General features: G+C 49.4%; 16 protein-coding genes and 1 pseudogene. 14 read left to right on the forward strand and 3 right to left on the reverse strand.

Annotated features, from left to right (window positions below; genetic code table 11):
- The 7 genes and pseudogenes from PEH01S_RS20360 to PEH01S_RS34705 all read left to right on the forward strand — a co-directional run.
- The coding region (locus PEH01S_RS20360; protein WP_127487718.1) for an IS110 family RNA-guided transposase at positions 1-1,151 on the forward strand (1,151 nt) is incomplete at its 5' end.
- A gap of 269 nt (positions 1,152-1,420) precedes the next feature.
- Positions 1,421-1,921, forward strand: coding sequence for a hypothetical protein (locus tag PEH01S_RS20365; protein ID WP_127487720.1), 501 nt, complete (start codon positions 1,421-1,423; stop codon positions 1,919-1,921).
- Positions 1,922-1,935: 14 nt separating this feature from the next.
- Entirely contained in the window at positions 1,936-2,361 is a 426-nt protein-coding gene (locus PEH01S_RS20370; protein WP_127487722.1) for a hypothetical protein, read from the forward strand.
- 368 nt (positions 2,362-2,729) lie between these two features.
- The gene (locus tag PEH01S_RS20375) at positions 2,730-3,083 is read left to right on the forward strand and encodes a hypothetical protein (protein ID WP_127487724.1); all 354 of its coding nucleotides are present in this window, start codon (positions 2,730-2,732) and stop codon (positions 3,081-3,083) included.
- 40 nt (positions 3,084-3,123) lie between these two features.
- A pseudogene (locus tag PEH01S_RS36305) lies at positions 3,124-3,894 on the forward strand (transposase); the annotation flags it as partial.
- 330 nt (positions 3,895-4,224) lie between these two features.
- A complete protein-coding gene (locus PEH01S_RS20385; protein WP_246063014.1) occupies positions 4,225-5,340 on the forward strand; it encodes a GerAB/ArcD/ProY family transporter in 1,116 nt (371 codons plus the stop codon).
- Positions 5,341-5,345: 5 nt separating this feature from the next.
- The gene (locus PEH01S_RS34705) at positions 5,346-5,507 is read left to right on the forward strand and encodes a hypothetical protein (RefSeq protein WP_161782236.1); all 162 of its coding nucleotides are present in this window, start codon (positions 5,346-5,348) and stop codon (positions 5,505-5,507) included.
- 6 nt (positions 5,508-5,513) lie between these two features.
- Here the strand turns inward: PEH01S_RS34705 and PEH01S_RS20390 are convergent, their stop codons facing one another.
- Both PEH01S_RS20390 and PEH01S_RS20395 read right to left on the reverse strand, forming a co-directional pair.
- Entirely contained in the window at positions 5,514-6,707 is a 1,194-nt protein-coding gene (locus PEH01S_RS20390) for a Ger(x)C family spore germination protein (protein WP_164827957.1), read from the reverse strand.
- A gap of 14 nt (positions 6,708-6,721) precedes the next feature.
- The gene (locus tag PEH01S_RS20395) at positions 6,722-8,218 is read right to left on the reverse strand and encodes a spore germination protein (RefSeq protein ID WP_025848896.1); all 1,497 of its coding nucleotides are present in this window, start codon (positions 8,216-8,218) and stop codon (positions 6,722-6,724) included.
- A gap of 245 nt (positions 8,219-8,463) precedes the next feature.
- Here PEH01S_RS20395 and PEH01S_RS20400 point away from each other — a divergent pair, with 245 nt between their 5' ends.
- From PEH01S_RS20400 to PEH01S_RS20420, 5 genes are all read left to right on the forward strand, one after another.
- Positions 8,464-9,516 (forward strand): substrate-binding domain-containing protein, encoded by a 1,053-nt coding sequence (locus PEH01S_RS20400; RefSeq protein ID WP_025848897.1) that lies wholly within the window; start codon positions 8,464-8,466, stop codon positions 9,514-9,516.
- A 42-nt stretch (positions 9,517-9,558) separates the two neighbouring features.
- Positions 9,559-11,046 (forward strand): sugar ABC transporter ATP-binding protein, encoded by a 1,488-nt coding sequence (locus PEH01S_RS20405; protein WP_025848899.1) that lies wholly within the window; start codon positions 9,559-9,561, stop codon positions 11,044-11,046.
- Positions 11,043-12,047 (forward strand): ABC transporter permease, encoded by a 1,005-nt coding sequence (locus PEH01S_RS20410; protein WP_127487732.1) that lies wholly within the window; start codon positions 11,043-11,045, stop codon positions 12,045-12,047. The genes PEH01S_RS20405 and PEH01S_RS20410 overlap by 4 nt, the downstream gene beginning before the upstream one ends.
- Positions 12,048-12,109: 62 nt before the next feature.
- Positions 12,110-13,960, forward strand: a complete 1,851-nt coding sequence (locus PEH01S_RS20415; RefSeq protein WP_127487734.1) for a cache domain-containing sensor histidine kinase — start codon at positions 12,110-12,112, stop codon at positions 13,958-13,960.
- Positions 13,935-15,533, forward strand: a complete 1,599-nt coding sequence (locus PEH01S_RS20420) for a response regulator (RefSeq protein WP_127487736.1) — start codon at positions 13,935-13,937, stop codon at positions 15,531-15,533. Before PEH01S_RS20415 ends, PEH01S_RS20420 begins: the two co-directional genes overlap by 26 nt.
- Before the next feature lie 3 nt (positions 15,534-15,536).
- Here the strand turns inward: PEH01S_RS20420 and PEH01S_RS20425 are convergent, their stop codons facing one another.
- Positions 15,537-16,001, reverse strand: a complete 465-nt coding sequence (locus PEH01S_RS20425; RefSeq protein ID WP_025848905.1) for a CcdC protein domain-containing protein — start codon at positions 15,999-16,001, stop codon at positions 15,537-15,539.
- Between the two features lie 409 nt (positions 16,002-16,410).
- Between PEH01S_RS20425 and PEH01S_RS20430 the strand changes: the two genes are divergently transcribed.
- Both PEH01S_RS20430 and PEH01S_RS20435 read left to right on the forward strand, forming a co-directional pair.
- Positions 16,411-16,956 (forward strand): GNAT family N-acetyltransferase, encoded by a 546-nt coding sequence (locus PEH01S_RS20430; RefSeq protein ID WP_025848906.1) that lies wholly within the window; start codon positions 16,411-16,413, stop codon positions 16,954-16,956.
- A 204-nt stretch (positions 16,957-17,160) separates the two neighbouring features.
- The gene (locus PEH01S_RS20435; protein ID WP_407669454.1) at positions 17,161-18,540 is read left to right on the forward strand and encodes an NAD-dependent malic enzyme; all 1,380 of its coding nucleotides are present in this window, start codon (positions 17,161-17,163) and stop codon (positions 18,538-18,540) included.
- The last annotated feature ends 40 nt before the right edge of the window (positions 18,541-18,580 follow it).

An 18,580-nucleotide genomic window follows, 5' to 3' on the forward strand; every position in this document is an offset into this window, starting at 1 on the left:
AAAAACTAGGCGAAATTAAGTTTGACAATAAACCTTCTGCCTTCCCTTTACTGGAAAAGGAAGTGAAGAAGCATACGAAAAAAGGATTATCCGTTGTTTACGGGCTGGAAGATGTGGGAGGCTTCGGCAGAGCGTTGGCGGTCTACTTGACGGAGAATAAACGTTGGGTGAAAGAGGTCAATCCGAAGCTTTCCATGGCTAGGCGTAAGAGCCATGTTACGGTTCAAAAGTCAGACAGTTGGGATGCCGAGTGTGTAGCAAGAGTGTTGAAGGATGAATTGCTTCAATTGCCGGATGCAAAGCCGATTGATTTATATTGGGCCATAAGCCAGCTTGTCACACGAAGAAAAGGAGTAGTAAAAGTCCTATCCGGCTGCATCAAAAACTTGCATCAGCAATTAGGCTATCATTATCCAAGTTATAAAAAATTCTTTTCCGAAATAGACGGTAAAACAGCCTTGAGCTTTTGGGAAGCATATCCTTCTCCAAGGTATTTAAAGGACATGGAAGCTGAGACATTAGCCGAATTTCTAAGAAGTCATAGCAATAATGGATTATCCCATAAGAAAGCAGCACAAATTCTGTCCCTCATTGAAGCGGACGGGGATACATATCGAGATTTTCAGGACAAACGTGATTTCATTGTACAAAGCCTTGTCCGAAGCATACGTTTTAATCAGCAAGAGTTAGCCCAGATTGAAGAAGAAATTGGAGGGTTGATTAAGCAGTTAGGCTTCCAATTGGAAACAATGACAGGCATTGATGTCGTTACAGCGGCAGAACTGGTGGCTGAGATTGGCGACATACACCGATTCGCTACACCTGATAAATTGGCAAGATTCGCAGGGATTGCACCGATTATATGCGGTTCAGGGAACAAGGTCAGGAACTACAAGAGCAAGCAAGGGAACAGGGAGCTTCACGACATCATCAGGAACCTTGCGATTCGTCAGATTGCCGTAACACGTAACAAGAAAGAGCCGCGTAATCCTTATTTCCATTCGTATTATGAGCAGAAGCTAACAGCAGGAAAGACGAAGCAGCAAGCCATTGTGTGCATCATGCGTAAACCGGTCAACGTGGTCCATTATCTGATGAGAACGAAAGCAGCATACATAATTCCAGAAGTATCCATAAAGCAAGCAGGATGATATAATGATAGTTGGGCGGCAATTGGAAAACAGTTGTTGCCCTTTTAATTGGGATGAGCCGCTTTATCAACTAGGATACGTATGAAGGGGATATTAGCAATCCGCTCAGTTTGAATTTGTATACGTATGTGCATAATAATCCGTTGACAAATGTTGATCCGACGGGACATTGGTGTGAATCGTCTGATGGCAAGTGGAGCCATTCTGGTGCTTGTGAAAGTGCTTCGTCTACATGGAGTCCAGATTATGAACATATAGGCGAAAGGGAAATGCAAGACGGTAGATTCGTTGGTGTGGAATTTGAAAAGCAGAATTTGACTACTGATGATAAGTTTTATTTATGGCTTAACGGCGATAATGAGGTTTATCTTAATTCGAGTAGGGATACGCAGTTACAGATGCGAAAATGGGTGTTGGAAGGGTACATGTCAAATCAGATCGAAAATAAGTTTCCTGATTTTAACGCAGGGCTGAATTTAGATCCATCGTTATTGACTGTCTTTCCAAATAATGTTGTTGATATTAATAAGATGTTTGGACAAAACGGAAAATATATCCCTGATGAACCCGGACACCCTGGACGCAATAAAATGATATGGGAGCTGGACGAGAATACAAGAGTTACTTTTGAAAAGCATCCTTATGATAAAGGAGCGCCAGAATGGCATAGAAATTGGCATTACCATGTTGATTCAACAGAGGGAAGTCACCAGCGTTTCCTTCCGGGCCAAAATGTGCCTGAATTTTTGAAAAGGTTTTTCAGAAAATAATTAAGGAGATTATCATGTCTGGAGAAATAATGAAAAAAGAAATTAATGTTGATTCTAACGTTGAAGAGCAAAAAGGTAAGGTTATTATTAACTTGCTTGAATCAAAGAATATAGAACTTTGTATCGCTCTTTCTAGTAAGTATGGAATGAAGGCAGGGATAAAGTTAAATTCGCATCAGATTCAACAATTAGTAACTTCTCTTGAAAAAAGTCTTGAAATGTTAGAAAGCAACGAAAATAATTTGGAAAGGATTGGAGTTGATATTGTCAATATTGATTCCGAATATCCCCATGAAGAAGGAATTATTATTGTAAGTGTTTATCAAGACACGGTTATACTTTGTGTTTCCTTGACTCAAGGAGGAGACCCCGAGCTTCAACTTAATAAAGAGCGCTGCCGAGATCTAATCAAGACGCTTGCTGATTGGCATAATAGTTAAATTTATCGGAAAAATTCTAAAGCCACAATTAACCTCGCGTTGTGGGCTTCTTTTTGCCGAGACAACACAAAAAACAATCAAAATGCATGGGCGGCGGTAGATGAAAATTTTCTTGCGTAATTTACATCAAAAAACATCAACTTTTTGAAACTGAAAATGCTAATAGAAAAGCATAGGAGAAAAAGACGTAAATTACGCCATTAAAAGAAGGGTGAGAAAATAATGACAGGCTTTGAACGAGCATCGAAGCGTGATACGCATGAGGTTGAGCATACGATAACAGACGATGATGGAAATGTGCATGAAGCTTATTTTTAGCATAATCCCCATGAAGGAGTTAGTCGCAAAATTAAAACGAATTTTGAACTATGATTTCCATTTGGATATGGAGTATACCCGAACTAAAAATCATTTTTGAAGTTGTTAGAAAGCTTGCTGATTTGCTCGCTCAAGACGAGGGCAAAGAAGGAATCGAAGAATACGAGGAGATAACAGAAGAAGAGGTCCAACGCCGAAGAAATGTTTCAATAAAAGTAGACGCATTGAGAAGCATGTTGCATTTTTTAAATGGTGGCAAGCTTTTAGGTTTCGGCAAGATAGACCCCTTTGAACAAGAGTTGTTTGATCTACTCCGAAAATACGATGTCATAGACACGGAACCACCAAAAGATAAAAGATCATACGAGCCTTTTGATCAAGTTAGTTCTAAGCACAAATTTTAAGTTTATTTGAACTAAAAAGTTTAGAAAGAAGTGAAGCAATATCGTACAACAAGACAAATTCATTTATATGGGCATCGACTTGCACAAGCAGCATCACACAGCCGTTTTTATCGACTGCTGGAATCAGAAGATAGGCGAAATTAAGTTTGACAACAAGCCGTCTGCATTCCCTTTATTGGAGAAAGAAGTGAAATCCACGGCTAGGGGTAAGAGCCATGTTAGGATGCCGAGTGTGTAGCAAGAGTGCTGAAAGATGAATTGCTTCAATTACCGGATGCAAAGCCGATTGATTTATATTGGGCCATAAGCCAGCTTGTCACACGCAGAAAAGGAGTAGTAAAAGTCCTTTCGGGCTGCATCAAAAACCTGCATCAGCAATTAGGGTATCATTATCCAAGTTATAAAAATTCTTTTCCGAAATAGACGGTAAAACGGTCTTGAGCTTTTGGGAGACGTATCCTTCTCCAAGACATCTGAAGGACTTGAAAGAAGCAACATTAGCCGAATTTCTAAGAAGCCATAGCAACAATGGATTATCGCACAAGAAAGCAGCACAAATTTTGTCCCTCGTCGAAGCAGACGGAGATACATATCGAGATTTTCAGAATAAACGTGATTACATCGACAAAGTCTTGTCCGAAGCATACGTTATAATCAGCAGGATTTAGCCCAGATTGAAGAAGAAATTGAAGGGCTGATGAAGCAATTAGGCTTTCAACAGGAAACAATAACAGGCATTGATGTCGTTACAGCGGCAGAACTGGTGGCCGAGATTGGCGACATCCACCGATTCGCTACGCCTGACAAATTGTATGAAATATTTCTGTAGCTTTTGTGCTTAAGCCCAAGCAACCATAGCAAAGGGCAAGGGATGAATTCCGGAACCTTGGGAAGCGTACCTTGCTCTTTCCGTTTCGTGCACACAATGGACCTGCTGGCAAACGTGGTGCTACAGTCATCGTGCCAAGTGTAAGTCTTGCCGGTCTTCATCTCCCGCGGCTTGGATGATGCATTCTGCGTACAGCCCGCCCGTTGGGTCACCGTGCAACATGCTGCTTTTTCCAACCCGAATTATATTTGTTTCCAATTGAGGAAACAATAATTGTTTATAGGGAGAAAGGAGCAGCCTGCCTTGGCACGTATGAACAAATCCCAGCTTTTTAGCTTAATCCTGTTGTTTGAATTAGGCAGCACGACGCTTTTTGCCTTGGGGATCGAAGCGAAACAGGATGCCTGGATCGCCATACTGGTCGCTACGGCAATTGGCCTTGGACTGTTATGGGTTTATTTATCGATTCAATCCTATTATCCCGACCAGAATTTGGGAAATATTCTTACTCATGTATTGGGGAAGGTCATCGGCATACCGCTGGTTCTGTTGTACGGGTTATACTTTTTTCTGATCGGAAGCACGAATCTTTGGGAATTTGCCGCCTTTATCCAAATGATCATTCTGCCTACCACTCCGCTGCTTGTGCTTCTTTTCATTGTAATCCTGACGGCCGTTTATGTGCTTTCGCTAGGGGTGGAGGTTCTGGCCCGCACAAGCGAAATCATGCTTGTCATGGTGTTGATTTTCATTGTCACGGCTTATATTCTTGTCGCTTCGTCGGGCGAAGCCGACTTGTCGCAGTTAAAGCCTGTGCTGGGACACGGCTTGACACCGGTTATAAAAGCAGCCGTTCCCACGATCGTCAACTTTCCGTTCGGGGAAATGGTCGTCTTCTTCATGTACTGGCATTTTGCGGCGGACAAATTTTCGATCAAACAGCCTTCCTTCTGGGCTGTCGGCATATCGGGCCTGATGCTCGCCATCTCTCTGGTGGCCATCGTCTCCGTCTTGGGTGTCGAGTTTGCCGCAAATTCGACCATTCCTATATTTATCGTGATTAAAACGATCAACATTGCGGAGATTTTGACCAATCTCGATTTTATTGCCGTCGTCATCATGTTTATCGGCGGCTTCTACAAAATGACCATCTTCTTCTACGGATCGGTACAGGCGCTGAATTCCATCTTCAAATTCCGGCGGGAAGCCTGGCTGATCTTTTGCTTAGGGATCGGCTCCGTTTGCTTCAGTTATGTTTTTTTTACCAGCTTCTCTTTTCACCGGTGGTTCGGCACGAGGGTTAATATTCCTTATGTTCACACGCCGTTCCAAGTCTTTATCCCGGTCTTGCTTCTGTTTATCCTTTGGTTGAAAAACGGGAGAAACAAACCGGAACCGCCAGCTGACCGCTCTTTAAAGAAAGGATGATCCGAATGCCGGATATGGGAACGTTAAAGGAAGCGGGATTTCTGCCGGCCGTTCTTATCGCAGGCGGGGCGGCGTATAGCGGGATTCTTGCCGTAGTCGCCGTCTTTTATGCTGTTCGGCGTCTTGCCGGAAAGCGGCCGCAAGCCAAGAACAAGCGCAAAGGCTGAAGCTGGTTACTCTTCAGCCTTCATCGGCGAATGCGTCAACTCTGTTCTTTTGATCGTCGCTTTGACTTGTATGGTGTATTCCGCTTCGGGAAACATCTCCTCCCATCGGGTTTTCATTTTGTCCCATTCCTTCGGGTATTTTTTACTGATCGTATTGCCGAAGCCGAAAATATCGGAATTGAATTTTTTTTGGGCCGCCCGGATGGCCGTCTCAATTTCCGTCTTGATCGTTTCTTCGCTGCGCCTCTCCGCTTTTTTAATCAAGTCAAGCATCTGCTCCGGATTGAGAGGCTTAACTTGGCCCTGGGTCTCGGCTAAGGCCGTCGTAGTTTGAACGCGAATCACGAACGAGGCCTTCCCGCCCTCCAAGCTTGGGATGATGTCCGAGCTGGAATTAAGGATTTCCACGGAATACTTTTTTCCCGGGTCCAAGAAGGAAGGCATCGATATAATGCCGTTCTTCGGCTTGCCGATCACCCAATTGTATCCTTGGGCTTCCTGCGGTGTGAGATATCCGACCAATTTGTCCTTTTTAAATACCGCCGACTGATGAAGCTTAATGTTCCGGGTCGTCTTTTCCGGCTTCTGTTCAATGGCATAGGCGGGACTTTCCACGATTTCCAGCGCTCCGGTGACCGGATTCATCCCCGTTCCCAAAATTTGTTTATAAAAACGCAGTATATTTAAGGTGTGCGAACTATAATGGAATTTTTCATTCCGAATCAAGCTTACGAGATGCCGGGCCTGAATCTGTTCGATCCCTTTTTTGACCCCCAGGACCTCCCGCGACGATGCGTTTTTGGCAATGCATATCCAGATGTAGCCCCGCGACTCTCTCCCTCTTGAGAACACGTCCAGATACGATAAGATCCCTTCCTTCGCAATTTGCTCGCTGACGACAAGCAATTTGGTATGAAAGTACACGTTTCTTCGATCCAATACTTGGGTAACGTTTCTGGCCGCTTCAATGGTCGTATTGCCTGTCGCCGAAAAAATCTCCACAGGCGCTTCCTTCTGCGACGCTCCTTTGGCCAGAGCGGCCGGTCTGATAATTTGAGAAGTAACGATGATCTTGCCAGTCTTCGGCTCTTTATCCAGGGCAACCGCTACGACGATCCCGATATCGTTCAGCTCTCTCCGATCCCAGCATCCCGTCAAGACCAATACGGCAAGCGCGATCAGAGCCAATGTCCTTTTCAACCTGCTTCCCCCGTTCATTTTGTCGTTCCCTGCCGGGGCCGCCGCGCAAGCGATTTCGGTCGTTTCTGCAAAAACCGGACGGGAGCGCGAATCAAGGAATCCTTGATGTCCGCCCAAATGATCGGAGCGATAGGCGCCATGTACAGGACTCCGAAAGACCGTAAAGAGCACATGTGGGCCAGCATCAAAATAAATCCGATCAAAATGCCGAATCCTCCGAAGGAGCCGGCCAAAAAAATGAGTATCATCCGGAAAAGGATGTTCACGCTTCTTAAGGAAGGTACGATCAGACTGGAGATTCCCGTAAGCGCCGTTACGATGATCATGGGGCTGCTTACAATTCCCGCTTCCACCGCCGCTTGTCCGAGCACGAGGGCCCCGACGATGCTTATGGTTTGTCCGATCGGCCGCGGCATTCGGACCCCGGCTTCCGTAAGGAGCTCGAACGTGATGCCCATCAGTAAAGTTTCCACAAAAGCGGGAAAAGGAGTCCCTTCCCGCGAAGCGGCCATCGTGACAAGGAGCACGGTTGGAATCATTTCCTGGTGGAACGTTGTAAGCGCCACGTAAAGGGCCGGAGTTGCCGTAGAGACGAAAAACGCGAAGATCCTCAGCAGTCTCGAAAAAGTCGCGATCAATACCCTCGAGTAATAATCTTCGCTGTTTTGCAGGTTTTCAATAAACAGATGAGGAAGCGTCAGGGCCACAGGCGATCCCTCACATAGGATGGCGACCCGGCCTTCGAGCATTTTGGCCGCTACAATATCCGGCTTCTCGCTGTTGCCGACCGAGGCAAGAAAAGAAAACGGATGATCTTCGATCCATTGTTCAACCTGTCCCGAATCGAGAACGGAAGCCGTATCGATCCGGTTCAGGCGTTTCCTTACCTCTTGAACAAGCTGCCGCTCGGCTGTGCCTTCGATATAGGCGATACAAACGGTGGTGCGGGTTTGTGTTCCTACCGTTTGATTTTCAAAGATAAGATTGGGATTCTTAATTCTTCGGCGGATTAACGAAATGTTGACGGGCAAATCTTCGGTAAAGCCTTCGCGTGGACCTCTTCTAACCGCCTCGGTTTTGGGCTCCTCGACGCTTCGCGATTCGTACTCCTTTGACGCGATCGAGATGGCCGACCCGTAGCCGTCCACAAATAATACGGTTTCTCCGGACAAGATGCCATCGAACACCTCGTTCATGGTTTGAATGACCCCGGCTTGGCTTAAGCTCAGGATGCGGCTTTGGATGGCGGTTAACCGCCCGTCTTCGCTTTCGTTGGGACGGAGCCGGAAGGACTCCGGAATGGAGAGCAAAGTTCCGACGATATGTTGATTGATCATATCCGTATTGACAAGGTGTTGGATAAAACAAATCGCGGCTTTGAGCGGTTCGTCAAAACCGATCTCAAACTCCCGGATAACCACGTCGTCGCTTCTTCCCAACGTTTGCTTCAGATGCGCAATATTCATAGCCAATGTGCTGCCGACCGGATGCTCGCGTGTCAAGAAAATCACCTCGATGCCTGCCTTGTAACGGTATTATTTGTAATGGCAAGGTATATATTCCTTGGGTTATCCCGCCGGTCTTCCTCCTGACGATTCGCAAAGCCGGGCCAAACAAACAAAAATAATACAACAAATAAAAAAACAGTCTTGTTGTTGGCTTTCTTCGTCCAATTTAGAATAAAGACAGAAGCCGGAGACCTTGCAAAAAGCGGGCTTCCGCCAATAATCCAAACTAAAAGTCAGGGGTGCTGAACGTGAAGAGATTCAAAAAAGGTCTGGTTGCCATGGCATTGCTTACGCTGGCTCTCTCGTTAGCGGCTTGCGGGCAGGCGCCCGCGGCGAGCGATTCCGGGAAAAAGGAAGAGAAAACCGCGGCCCAAAAAGAAGAGAAAAAAGCGAATCTCGTAGTCGCCGGCGTTGTCTTTCAGGAAGATCAGTTTATGAAATTGCTGTCGCTCGGCTATCAGGATGCGGCCAATGCGGCCGGCGTCAAAATTTTGACGGGAAATACCGGGAACGACCAGGGAAAAGAAACCGAGCTGATCAACACGTATATCGGGCAAAAGCTGGACGGCATTGCCATCGCGCCGCTAAATCAGGATTCTTCGGTAGCCGCGCTGAAACGGGCCGACGATAAGGGCGTGAAGGTTTCCGTAACGAACATTTCGTTGACCAATGCGCCGTTCATTGTCGGCGGCTATACGTCGGACAACAAAAATATCGGCCAGGTGACCGGGAAAGAAGCGGCCCGCTTCATCCAGGAAAAGCTGGGAGGAAAAGCAAAAATCGCCGTGCTGCAATACAAGTCCCAGCTTCCGCAGCAAAGCACCGACCGGGTGAACGGTTTTTTGGAAGAAGTGAAAAAAGTAAACCCCGACGCGCAGGTCGTAGCCGATCAAGACGCATGGCTGCAGGATAAGGCCGTCTCCGTCGTCGGCGATATTTTGACGGCTCACCCGGACGTGAACGTCATCTGGGCGGCCAACGAGGGCGGGACGATTGGAGCGGCGATGGCGGTGAAGAATGCGGGCAAAGCGGGCAAGGTATACGTGTTCGGTACCGATGCCAGCTACCAGTTGATCGCGATGCTGAAGGAGAAAGACAATATTTTGCAGGCGATTGCGGGACAAGATCCGTACAGCATGGGATATAAAGCGATGGAGCTGCTGATCAAAGGTTTGAAGGGCGAAGATGTGAGCGCGAACAAAGGGAAGACGACGAGCGTCGACGGGATATTGCTGAGCCGGTCCAATCCCGAAGGCATTGCCAAGTTCGAAGCGGATTTGAATGCCAAAATGAGCAAGTGACGTCACGGAAGAAGCTTCAAAGGAGATTGCGAGGGAAGGCATATGAGCGTATTGGAAACCCGCGGCATTACGAAGCATTATCCCGGCACGGTCGCCTTGAATCAGGTGTCGGTTTCGTTTGAGAGCGGCAAGGTGCACGCGCTGCTCGGCAAGAACGGCTCCGGTAAGTCGACCCTGCTCAAAATTTTTTCCGGCGCCGTTCAGCCGACGCAAGGAGAAGTCGTGCTGGATGGGACCGCGCTGCGGTTTAAAGATCCCGGTGACGCGTTCGCCCAAGGCGTCGCCACCGTGTATCAAGAGCTTAGTCTGGTCCCCGGCATGACGGTGGCGGAAAATATGTTCCTGGGCCGCCTGCCGATGAAAGGCCCGTTTATCGATTGGAAGAAAGCCTATGCGATGACCCGCGAGCTGCTGAACGAATACAACATCGATATCGCCGCGGACGAGCCGGTGGCGAATTTGAGCGTCGGTCAGGCGCAAATGATCGAGATCGTGAAAGCGCTGACGTTCAAGCCGAAGGTGCTCCAGCTGGACGAGCCGACCTCGGCCTTGGCCAAAAACGAGATCGATTCTCTGTTCCATATGATCCGCGAGCTGAAGAAAAAAGACGTCGTTATCATTTACGTCTCGCACCGTCTCCATGAGCTGTGGGAGATTGCGGACACGTGCACCGTCCTTCGCGAAGGGCATTTTATCGGCACGGCTCCGATGGCCGGTCTCACCCGGAAAGAGCTGATCCACATGATGTTCGGCGATGTGGAGATCCGGACGCGCCCGGAAGACCTGCGCGTGGATGACGAGGTGGTACTGGAGGTCAAAGGGCTGACGCGAAAAAACAAATTTCGAGACATTTCCTTCCAGTTGAAAAAAGGAGAAATTTTGGGCATCGCCGGCATGCTGGGCTCCGGGCGTACCGAGCTGTTGAAATCGATCTTTGGCGCCGACCCGCTGGATAGCGGCGAAATTTATTGCTGCGGGCAGCGGATCAATTCGCCGACTCCCGCAAGGATGAAAAAAGCCGGCTTGGCCTTGACGCCGGAGGACCGGAAGCACGAAGGCCTGATCCAGCTCGCTTCGATCCGTGACAATCTATGTGTGGCGAGCCTTGACCGGATTGCGAAGGGCCCGATGATCCGAAAAAAAACGGAGGACGAATTCGTGCGCCGTCAGATGGAAGAGCTGCAAATAAAAGCGGCCGATGTCGAGCATCCGGTGTCTTCGTTGTCCGGCGGCAATCAGCAGAAGGTCGTTGTCGGCAACTGGCTGAATACGGACCCGAAGATCATGTTTTTCGACGAGCCGACGCGCGGGATCGACGTGAACGCCAAGCAGCAGATCTTCCAAGTGATCTGGCAGCAGTCGCGCAAGGGCATATCGAGCATCATGGTTTCCTCCGAGCTGGAGGAGCTGCTTGAGGTCTGCCACCGGATTCTGATTCTGCGGGACGGACGCATCGAAGGGGAATACGTCCCCGAGGAACTGAAGATCGACGAGCTGTACGCGTTAAGCATGGGAGGAGAAACCGTATGAAATCGACAACGCTGGAGTGGAGCAAGGGTACCCGTATCGACATCCGCAAAGGCCTGAACAAATATGTGCTTGAACTTATTTTGCTCGTGATCGTGGCTGCCATGGCCTTCGCGTCCCCCGGCTTTCTGACGTCGGAGAACCTGCTGAACATTCTTCGCAACATCGCGCTGCAGGGCTGTATCGCTTTCGGGATGACGATGGTGATTATCGCCGGGGAGATCGACCTGTCCATCGGCTCGACCGTCGCCCTGACAGGGGTCTTGATCGGCCTTACGACCGGGTGGCTCAGCAGCTCGGGAATGATGCCGATGGAGCAGGCGGTCGTTGTCGGCATCGTGCTTTCTTTCGTCGTGGCGGGGCTGATCGGGCTGTTCAACGGATGGATTATGACCAGGTATAAAATGCCGTCCTTTATTGTCACGCTTGCCATGCTGAACGTCATCTACGGGCTGGCGGCGGTCATCTCCAAAGGCTTCCCCGTGACGACGCTCCCGTCGTGGTACAACGAGCTCGGCTCGGGAGAATTTTTGTCCGTTCCGATTCCGGCCATCCTGCTGCTGATTGTATTCGCCGTCGTTTATATCGTGATGAACTATACGAAATTCGGACGCTCGGTTTACGCCGTGGGCGGCAATCCGGAATCGGCGCGGCTGTCGGGCATTCATGTGTCGCGGGTGAAAATCATTTGCATGGTCGTAGTGCAGCTGTGTTCGGCGCTCAGCGGCGTCCTCGTCTCCTCCCAAGTCATGTCCGGGTCGTTTTCCTTCGGGAAAGGATGGGAGATGATGGCGATTTCCTCCGTCATTATCGGCGGCACCAGCTTGATGGGCGGGATCGGGAAAGTGCGGGGGACGTTTGTCGGGCTTATTTTCCTCGGGGTGCTGATCAATGCCATGACGCTGCTCAACGTGAACGAATATGTGCAGTATATCGTGCGCGGGCTGCTGATTTTGGTCGCCGTACTCATTGCCTCGATTCAATACATGAAAAAAAAGGGGTAAACGCCAACGGGAGCGCCGCGGTATAATATGGGTACGAACGATGATTAAAGGACGAAGACAACATGGCCCTTCGAAATATGAGCTTTCGCTTGAAAATGTTCGTGATCATGTTTATCGTCATTCTCATTCCGATGATTCTGGTCAGCACGATCCTGTACAAATGGTCGGAGCAGGCCATCACGGACCAGACCTCCAAGGTCGTCATCAGCAGCATCGAATTTGCCGTGACCAATATCGATTCCGCGCTGGAAAACGTGGCGGGCATGAGCAGGATGCTGCTGACCGAAAACCGGCTGATTGCCATCGCCAAGCGCGGAGAACCGCTGAAGCCGGAAGAGAAAAACGAAAAATACAACGGCATCATGGATCTGCTGAGCTTTTTCATTACACGGATTAAAGTAATGAATATTTTAGAGGGCATCGACTCGTTCTACTTGTACTTGGTGAAGCAAAATACGATTATGGACTCCAAGTCGACCTATTACGAGGACGTCAACGCGGACCATGTCGATTTTGTGCAGCAGGCGAAGAACGGGCAATGGAAGGACCGTTGGTTCGTGTCCGCCCCGGTCAATTACGATTCGTTAAATGGCATCGAAACGCGGCTGGAAACCGCGAAGCAGATTTCGTTTACGACGGCGTTGACCGATGAGGACGGTCAGGATATCGCGGTATTGGCGGCGAATGTCAACGAGAGCTTTATCCGCGATTATTACAAAAAAATTCAGCGCGGCATCCCCGGCGAGTTCGTCGTGCTGGATCGGAGCTCTACGGTTGTGGCGTGCCCGGACAGCCGGCTGGTCGGGAGCAAGACCGCGGAGTATTCCCAAATGAACGATACGATCCTAAACAGGAATAGCAAGAGCGGCAGCTTCTTTATCACCGTGCAGGGCGAAGAGAAGTTTGCCGTTTATTCCATTTCGGATTACACGAATTGGAGCTATGTGGTCGTGATTCCGGCTTCGGAGATTTTGGGCAAAGTCGATGAAATGCAGCAATTTATGCTGATCGTCATTTCGGTGACCGGAATATTGATCTTCGGCATTACGCTGCTGCTGTCCCGCTTCTTTTACAAGCCTTTGGAGAAATTGGTTCTGGCGATGCAAAAAATCGAAAACCGCAGGCTCGATTTCAAGATCAAGGATAACCGCGGGGACGAATACAAGCGGGTATATCAAGGGTTTAACGATATGGTCGACGAGTTGAACGTCCTGATCCGGGATTTGGAGAACGAAAAAATTTTAAATCAGGAAGCGGAAATCAAGCTGCTGCAGGCGCAGATCAACCCGCATTTTTTATACAACACGCTCGATTCGATCTACAGTATCGCGAAGATCAAAAAAGTGGACGAGATCTCGCAGATGGTTGCCGCGCTGTCCAAATTTTTCAGAATCAGCCTAAGCTCGGGCAAAGAGGTCGTGACGCTGAAGGAAGCCGTGCAGCTGGTGATCAACTATTTGACGATCCTCAATATCCGGTATAAAGGCGCGATTACCTTTGACCTGGAGATTCCCGAGGAGCTGTACGCCTGTCAGGTGCCGAAGCTGCTGCTGCAGCCTATCGTGGAAAATGCCGTCTACCATGGGCTTGAGCGGCGCAAGGGAGGAGGCCGCCTGACCATCTCCGCCGGATCAAAGGCGCACGCTTTGTTCCTGTACGTGGAGGACGACGGCATCGGCATCGAGCCTGCCGCTCTGGAGAAGCTGCAAAGCATGCTCGACGGGAACGGTCCGGGGGAGTCGTCCGGCTTCGCTCTGCGCAACCTGAACCGGCAAATCCGCTTACAATACGGGACGGCCTACGGCGTTACGCTGGAAAGCGTATACGGACAAGGCACCCGTGTGACCGTCAAACTGCCTGTCATGACGATGGAGAGGGGAGATTCGGATGTACCGCATGATCGTGGTCGATGACGAAGCATGGATTCGCGAGCGGCTTGTGCATACGATCGATTGGGACCAATTGGGCATCGGCGTCGTGCATGAAGCGACCTGCGGCGAAGAAGCGTTGGCCCTCGCCGCGGAGGTGCAGCCGGACCTCATTCTGACCGATATCCGCATGCCCCATATGGACGGGCTGGAATTGATCGAACGGCTCAAGGAGCGCCGGCTTGCCGCCAAAGTCGTCATCATCAGCGGCTTCAGCGATTTTGAGTACGCCAAGAAGGCGCTTTCCCTGGGCGCTTCCGATTATATTCTGAAGCCGGTGGAGGACGATGATCTGCTTGGCGTGGTCGCGCGCTGTCTGGAGCAGATTGAGACGGACCGGCAAAAGGAAGCTTTGCTGAAAAAAGCCGACGATCAGGTCAACAAGCGGCTGCCATTATTAAAGGAAATGCTTTTCTCGAAATTAATTATGGGCCACAAGCCCGACGAGCAAAAATTGCGGGATACGCTTGCCGATTTCGGATTGACGAACAAGGGCCTTCGCCATGCTTGTCTGGTGCTCCAGGTGCCGGAGGCGGAAGCGCTTCCGACGGAGCGTAAGCCGGACGCGAACTTTATTCCGTTCGTGCTGGGCAATTTGCTGCAAGATTTGTTGCCGAGCGTGAGCGAGAACGAGATCGTCTTCGCCCATGCGGACGAGGTGGTGTGCATCGTTTCCTCCTTCGAGGGAGACGACGCGCTGGCCCGCACCTGTCTGACCATGTCCGACGATATCCGGAACATCGTTCATAAAATCGTCGGCAGCGCTCTTGTCATCGGCTTGGGCGGAGCGGTCGGCGACCTGCTCGACATTTCCGCGTCCTACCGGCAGGCGAAGCAGATGCTGCTGCACGGTTATTTGGACTCGGGCCGGAGCAAGGATACGAAGAGCGCGGCCGGGCCGCACAAAACGGGGGGATACCGGCTTTACGATACGGAAGCGTTGATCAACCATATCCGGGTAGGGAACAAGGCTGCGGCCTTGGCGAGTCTGGATCAGATCGTGCGGGAAAACCGGGGCATCCGCCCGATTGATTTGAAGTTCATTTATATCGATATCGTCAATTCGGTCGTCAGGACCGCCGTAGAGGGCAGCGGGGCGGCGGAAGACTTTTCGAAGTTCAGCCTGCATTTTTTCGAGCTATTGCAGCAGTCGCAATCGACGGACGAAATTCATGGGCTGCTCGGCGACACCATTACCAGAATCATCGGCTTTCTGGAGCATTCGCAGAGTAAAAAAAGGCGCAAGGTGATCGAGAAAGCGTTGGAATATATGGAGCTTCATTACACAGAGGAGCTGAATCTGAACGCCGTGGCCGAGCGCTTTTACTTGAATGCGTCGTACTTCAGCAAAATTTTCAAAGAGGAGCTCGGTGTTTCCTATACGAAATATTTGATGGAGTTCAGGGTGAACAAAGCGGCGGAACTGATGAGCGACCCGACGCTGAAGATTTACGAAATCTCGCGCCGGGTCGGGTATGAGGACGTGCAGTATTTTACCAAAATGTTCAAGTCCTTCAAGGGGGTAACCCCGGGACAGTACCGGGAGAAGATCCGGTGACGCTTAAGCCAATTTGAGCACACTGCGGAACTTGATGAAGCTTACGATTCTCCAGCAAGCCACATAACCCAAGGTGACCAAATTGCACAAGAAGCCCAAGGTGCTCGGATCGATAAGCGTAACATTGGCGACAAATACGAAACGAAGCGCAAAGACGACGATCAGAATGACAAACACGGTTTTATTGCGCTTGATAAACGCCGCCCCATTCTCCCGGACTTCAAAATTCGTCGTCATAATAAGCGGAACGGAAATGACCAGACCGATGAGCAGCGCGACGAGAACTTGGCCTGATTGCAAATGCAGGTTCGGGTCCATTAATTGAAATAACGAGGTCGAGATGTATAAAATCGGCAGCAGTAAGGATATCCCCGGTTTCTTGATGGGGGTGCTCATGCCGCGGAATTGACCGCGCATAATGAGAAAAAAGATCAATACGGAAATTCCCAAAGATACAGTTGCGTTCATGGTAGTAACACTCCTTCGATCAATTTTGTAAATTAAGTATCGCTCATCAAGGAGTTGTCAAACAGTGAAAGAAGTAATCCGCTGCTGGTGACGAATGTCATTTTCGCATCGTCTGCGAACCGGCGGCGATTCTATGATATTTTAGTTTTTCTGGAAATTATGTTAAAATAGTTTAACCGAATGTTTTGCTTGCATGCACGTGCCTCGATATGGATTTTTCGATATCGGGGCTTTCTTTTTTGCAGTGTCCTGGAGCGAAGGTGAAACAGAACAGTTACGACAATGAAACTTTTTTCGAAGGCTGCAGACGGCTCAGGGAAACGCATTCCTGGTTAAACGAGGTTTTAGAGCAAGGGCAAGCTATAATATAGCAGATCAATTAAACCAACTAAGTAGAATGGAGCCTATCATGCTGGCGAACTCACAACAATTTACCATCAACGGTTTGAATTATACGATTAGATCCGCAATCGAAAAAGACGCAAAACTGTTGACCGAAGTAAGACTACAGATTGACGGAGAAACCGAAAATATGGACCGTGAAAAAGGGGAGGCGTTCATCGATCCGGCAGGCTTCGAGCAGATCATTAAAACGGATACCGAGAAACCAAGGAACTTATTTTTAGTGGCCGCCGTTCAGGATCGGATCGTCGGGTTTTCAAGATGCGAAGGAGTTTATTTGAACCGTTTCTCCCATAAAGTCGAATTTGGGGTATGCGTCTTAAAAGAGTTTTGGGGATACGGGATCGGGACAAATCTTTTAAAAGCATCGATGGCTTGGGCCGACTCCAACGGCATTAAAAAGATGACCTTGAATGTGCTGGAAACAAACGACAAAGCGATTGAGCTGTATAAAAGGCTTGGCTTTGAAGTCGAAGGCATATTAAAAAAAGACAAGATTCTTTCGGACGGTAACTACTATAACACCATTGTGATGGGGAGATTTAACGAATGATCGGGAGTCGTCCCGCTAGATTTGGCAATCCACTCTTTACGAATAAGGTTGTATCATATATATTAATATTACATCTCAATAAAGGTTTTTTCTGCTATATGTGATACAACATTAAAACCGTCGATCCACTTGCAGGGGGATATCAGGGGAGGAGAATTTGTCATGGGAGTTCAAACAAGCGGGAGCTATACGATTATTTTGCGGATGGAGACGGGACCGAACGTTCCGTTCATTCATATCGCGAATGCGATTCACGAAACCGGGGGCGAGATCGTCGCCGTCGATAACGTGAACCGAAGTAAAAATGCGACGATCCGCGATATTACGGTGAATGTGTCCAATGCGGAAAACGAAGCTTCCTTGATTAAAAATGTGACCAAAGTGCCGGGAATTAAAATCATTAACTTCTCCGACCGCACCTTCTTGATGCACCTGGGCGGCAAGCTTGAGGTCCATTCGAAAGTGCCGATCAAGAATCGGGACGATCTCTCCCATGTGTATACCCCCGGTGTAGCCCGTGTCTGTATGGCGCTGCACGAAGACCCTGCCAAGGCGTATTCGCTGACGATCAAAAGAAATACGGTCGCCGTCGTCAGCGACGGAACGGCCGTCCTCGGGCTTGGAGATATCGGGCCGATTGCGGCAATGCCCGTGATGGAAGGGAAAGCGATGCTGTTCAAGGAAATGGCGGGCATCGATTCGTTTCCGATTTGTTTGGATACCAAGGATACGGAAGAAATTATCCGGATTGTGAAAGCCATTGCGCCGGCGTTCGGCGGAATCAATCTGGAAGACATTTCCTCTCCGCGCTGCTTTGAAATCGAGGAGCGGTTGAAGCAGGAGCTGGATATTCCGGTATTTCATGACGATCAGCACGGGACGGCCGTCGTCATGCTGGCGGGACTGATCAACGCATTGAAATTGGTCGGCAAAAAGCTGACGGATATTAAAGTCGTCTTCAGCGGGATCGGCGCGGCCGGGGTGGCTTGCACCAAAATGCTGATGGCTGCCGGAGTGACGCATATCATCGGCGCTTCCCGGTCCGTCGGGATCGTCCGCCGGGGCGAAACCTACAGCAATCCCATGTTTCAATGGTATGCCGAGCATACGAATCCGGATAACATTTCCGGGACTTTAGCGGATGCGATGCAGGATGCGGACGTATTTATCGGCCTGTCCGGCCCGGGGGTAATCGGTGTCGAGGATTTGAAAAAAATGGCGAAAGATCCGATCGTCTTCGCCATGGCCAATCCGACGCCGGAGATTTTGCCGGAAATTGCGGAACCGTACGTTCGCGTGATGGCAACCGGAAGGTCGGACTACCCGAACCAGTTAAATAACGTGCTGTGCTTCCCCGGCATTTTCAGAGGGGCGCTCGATTGTCAGGCGACGACGATTAACGAGGAAATGAAGCTCGCCGCCGCTTACGCAATCGCCTCCACCGTGGAGGATGACGAATTGAGCGAGCAGTACATCATTCCGAGCGTCTTTAACAGCCGGGTCGTGGAAGCGGTTAGAAAAAAAGTAACCCAAGCCGCAGTGGAAACCGGCGTGGCACGCAAAATTCCGCATGAGTTTGCTTGACGAACTGCATTTCAAGATCGGCTCTTTTTTCGGAAAGCGC

Origin of the sequence: Paenibacillus ehimensis NBRC 15659 (assembly GCF_004000785.1) — a bacterium.
In the GTDB taxonomy this organism is placed as follows: domain Bacteria; phylum Bacillota; class Bacilli; order Paenibacillales; family NBRC-103111; genus Paenibacillus_G; species Paenibacillus_G ehimensis.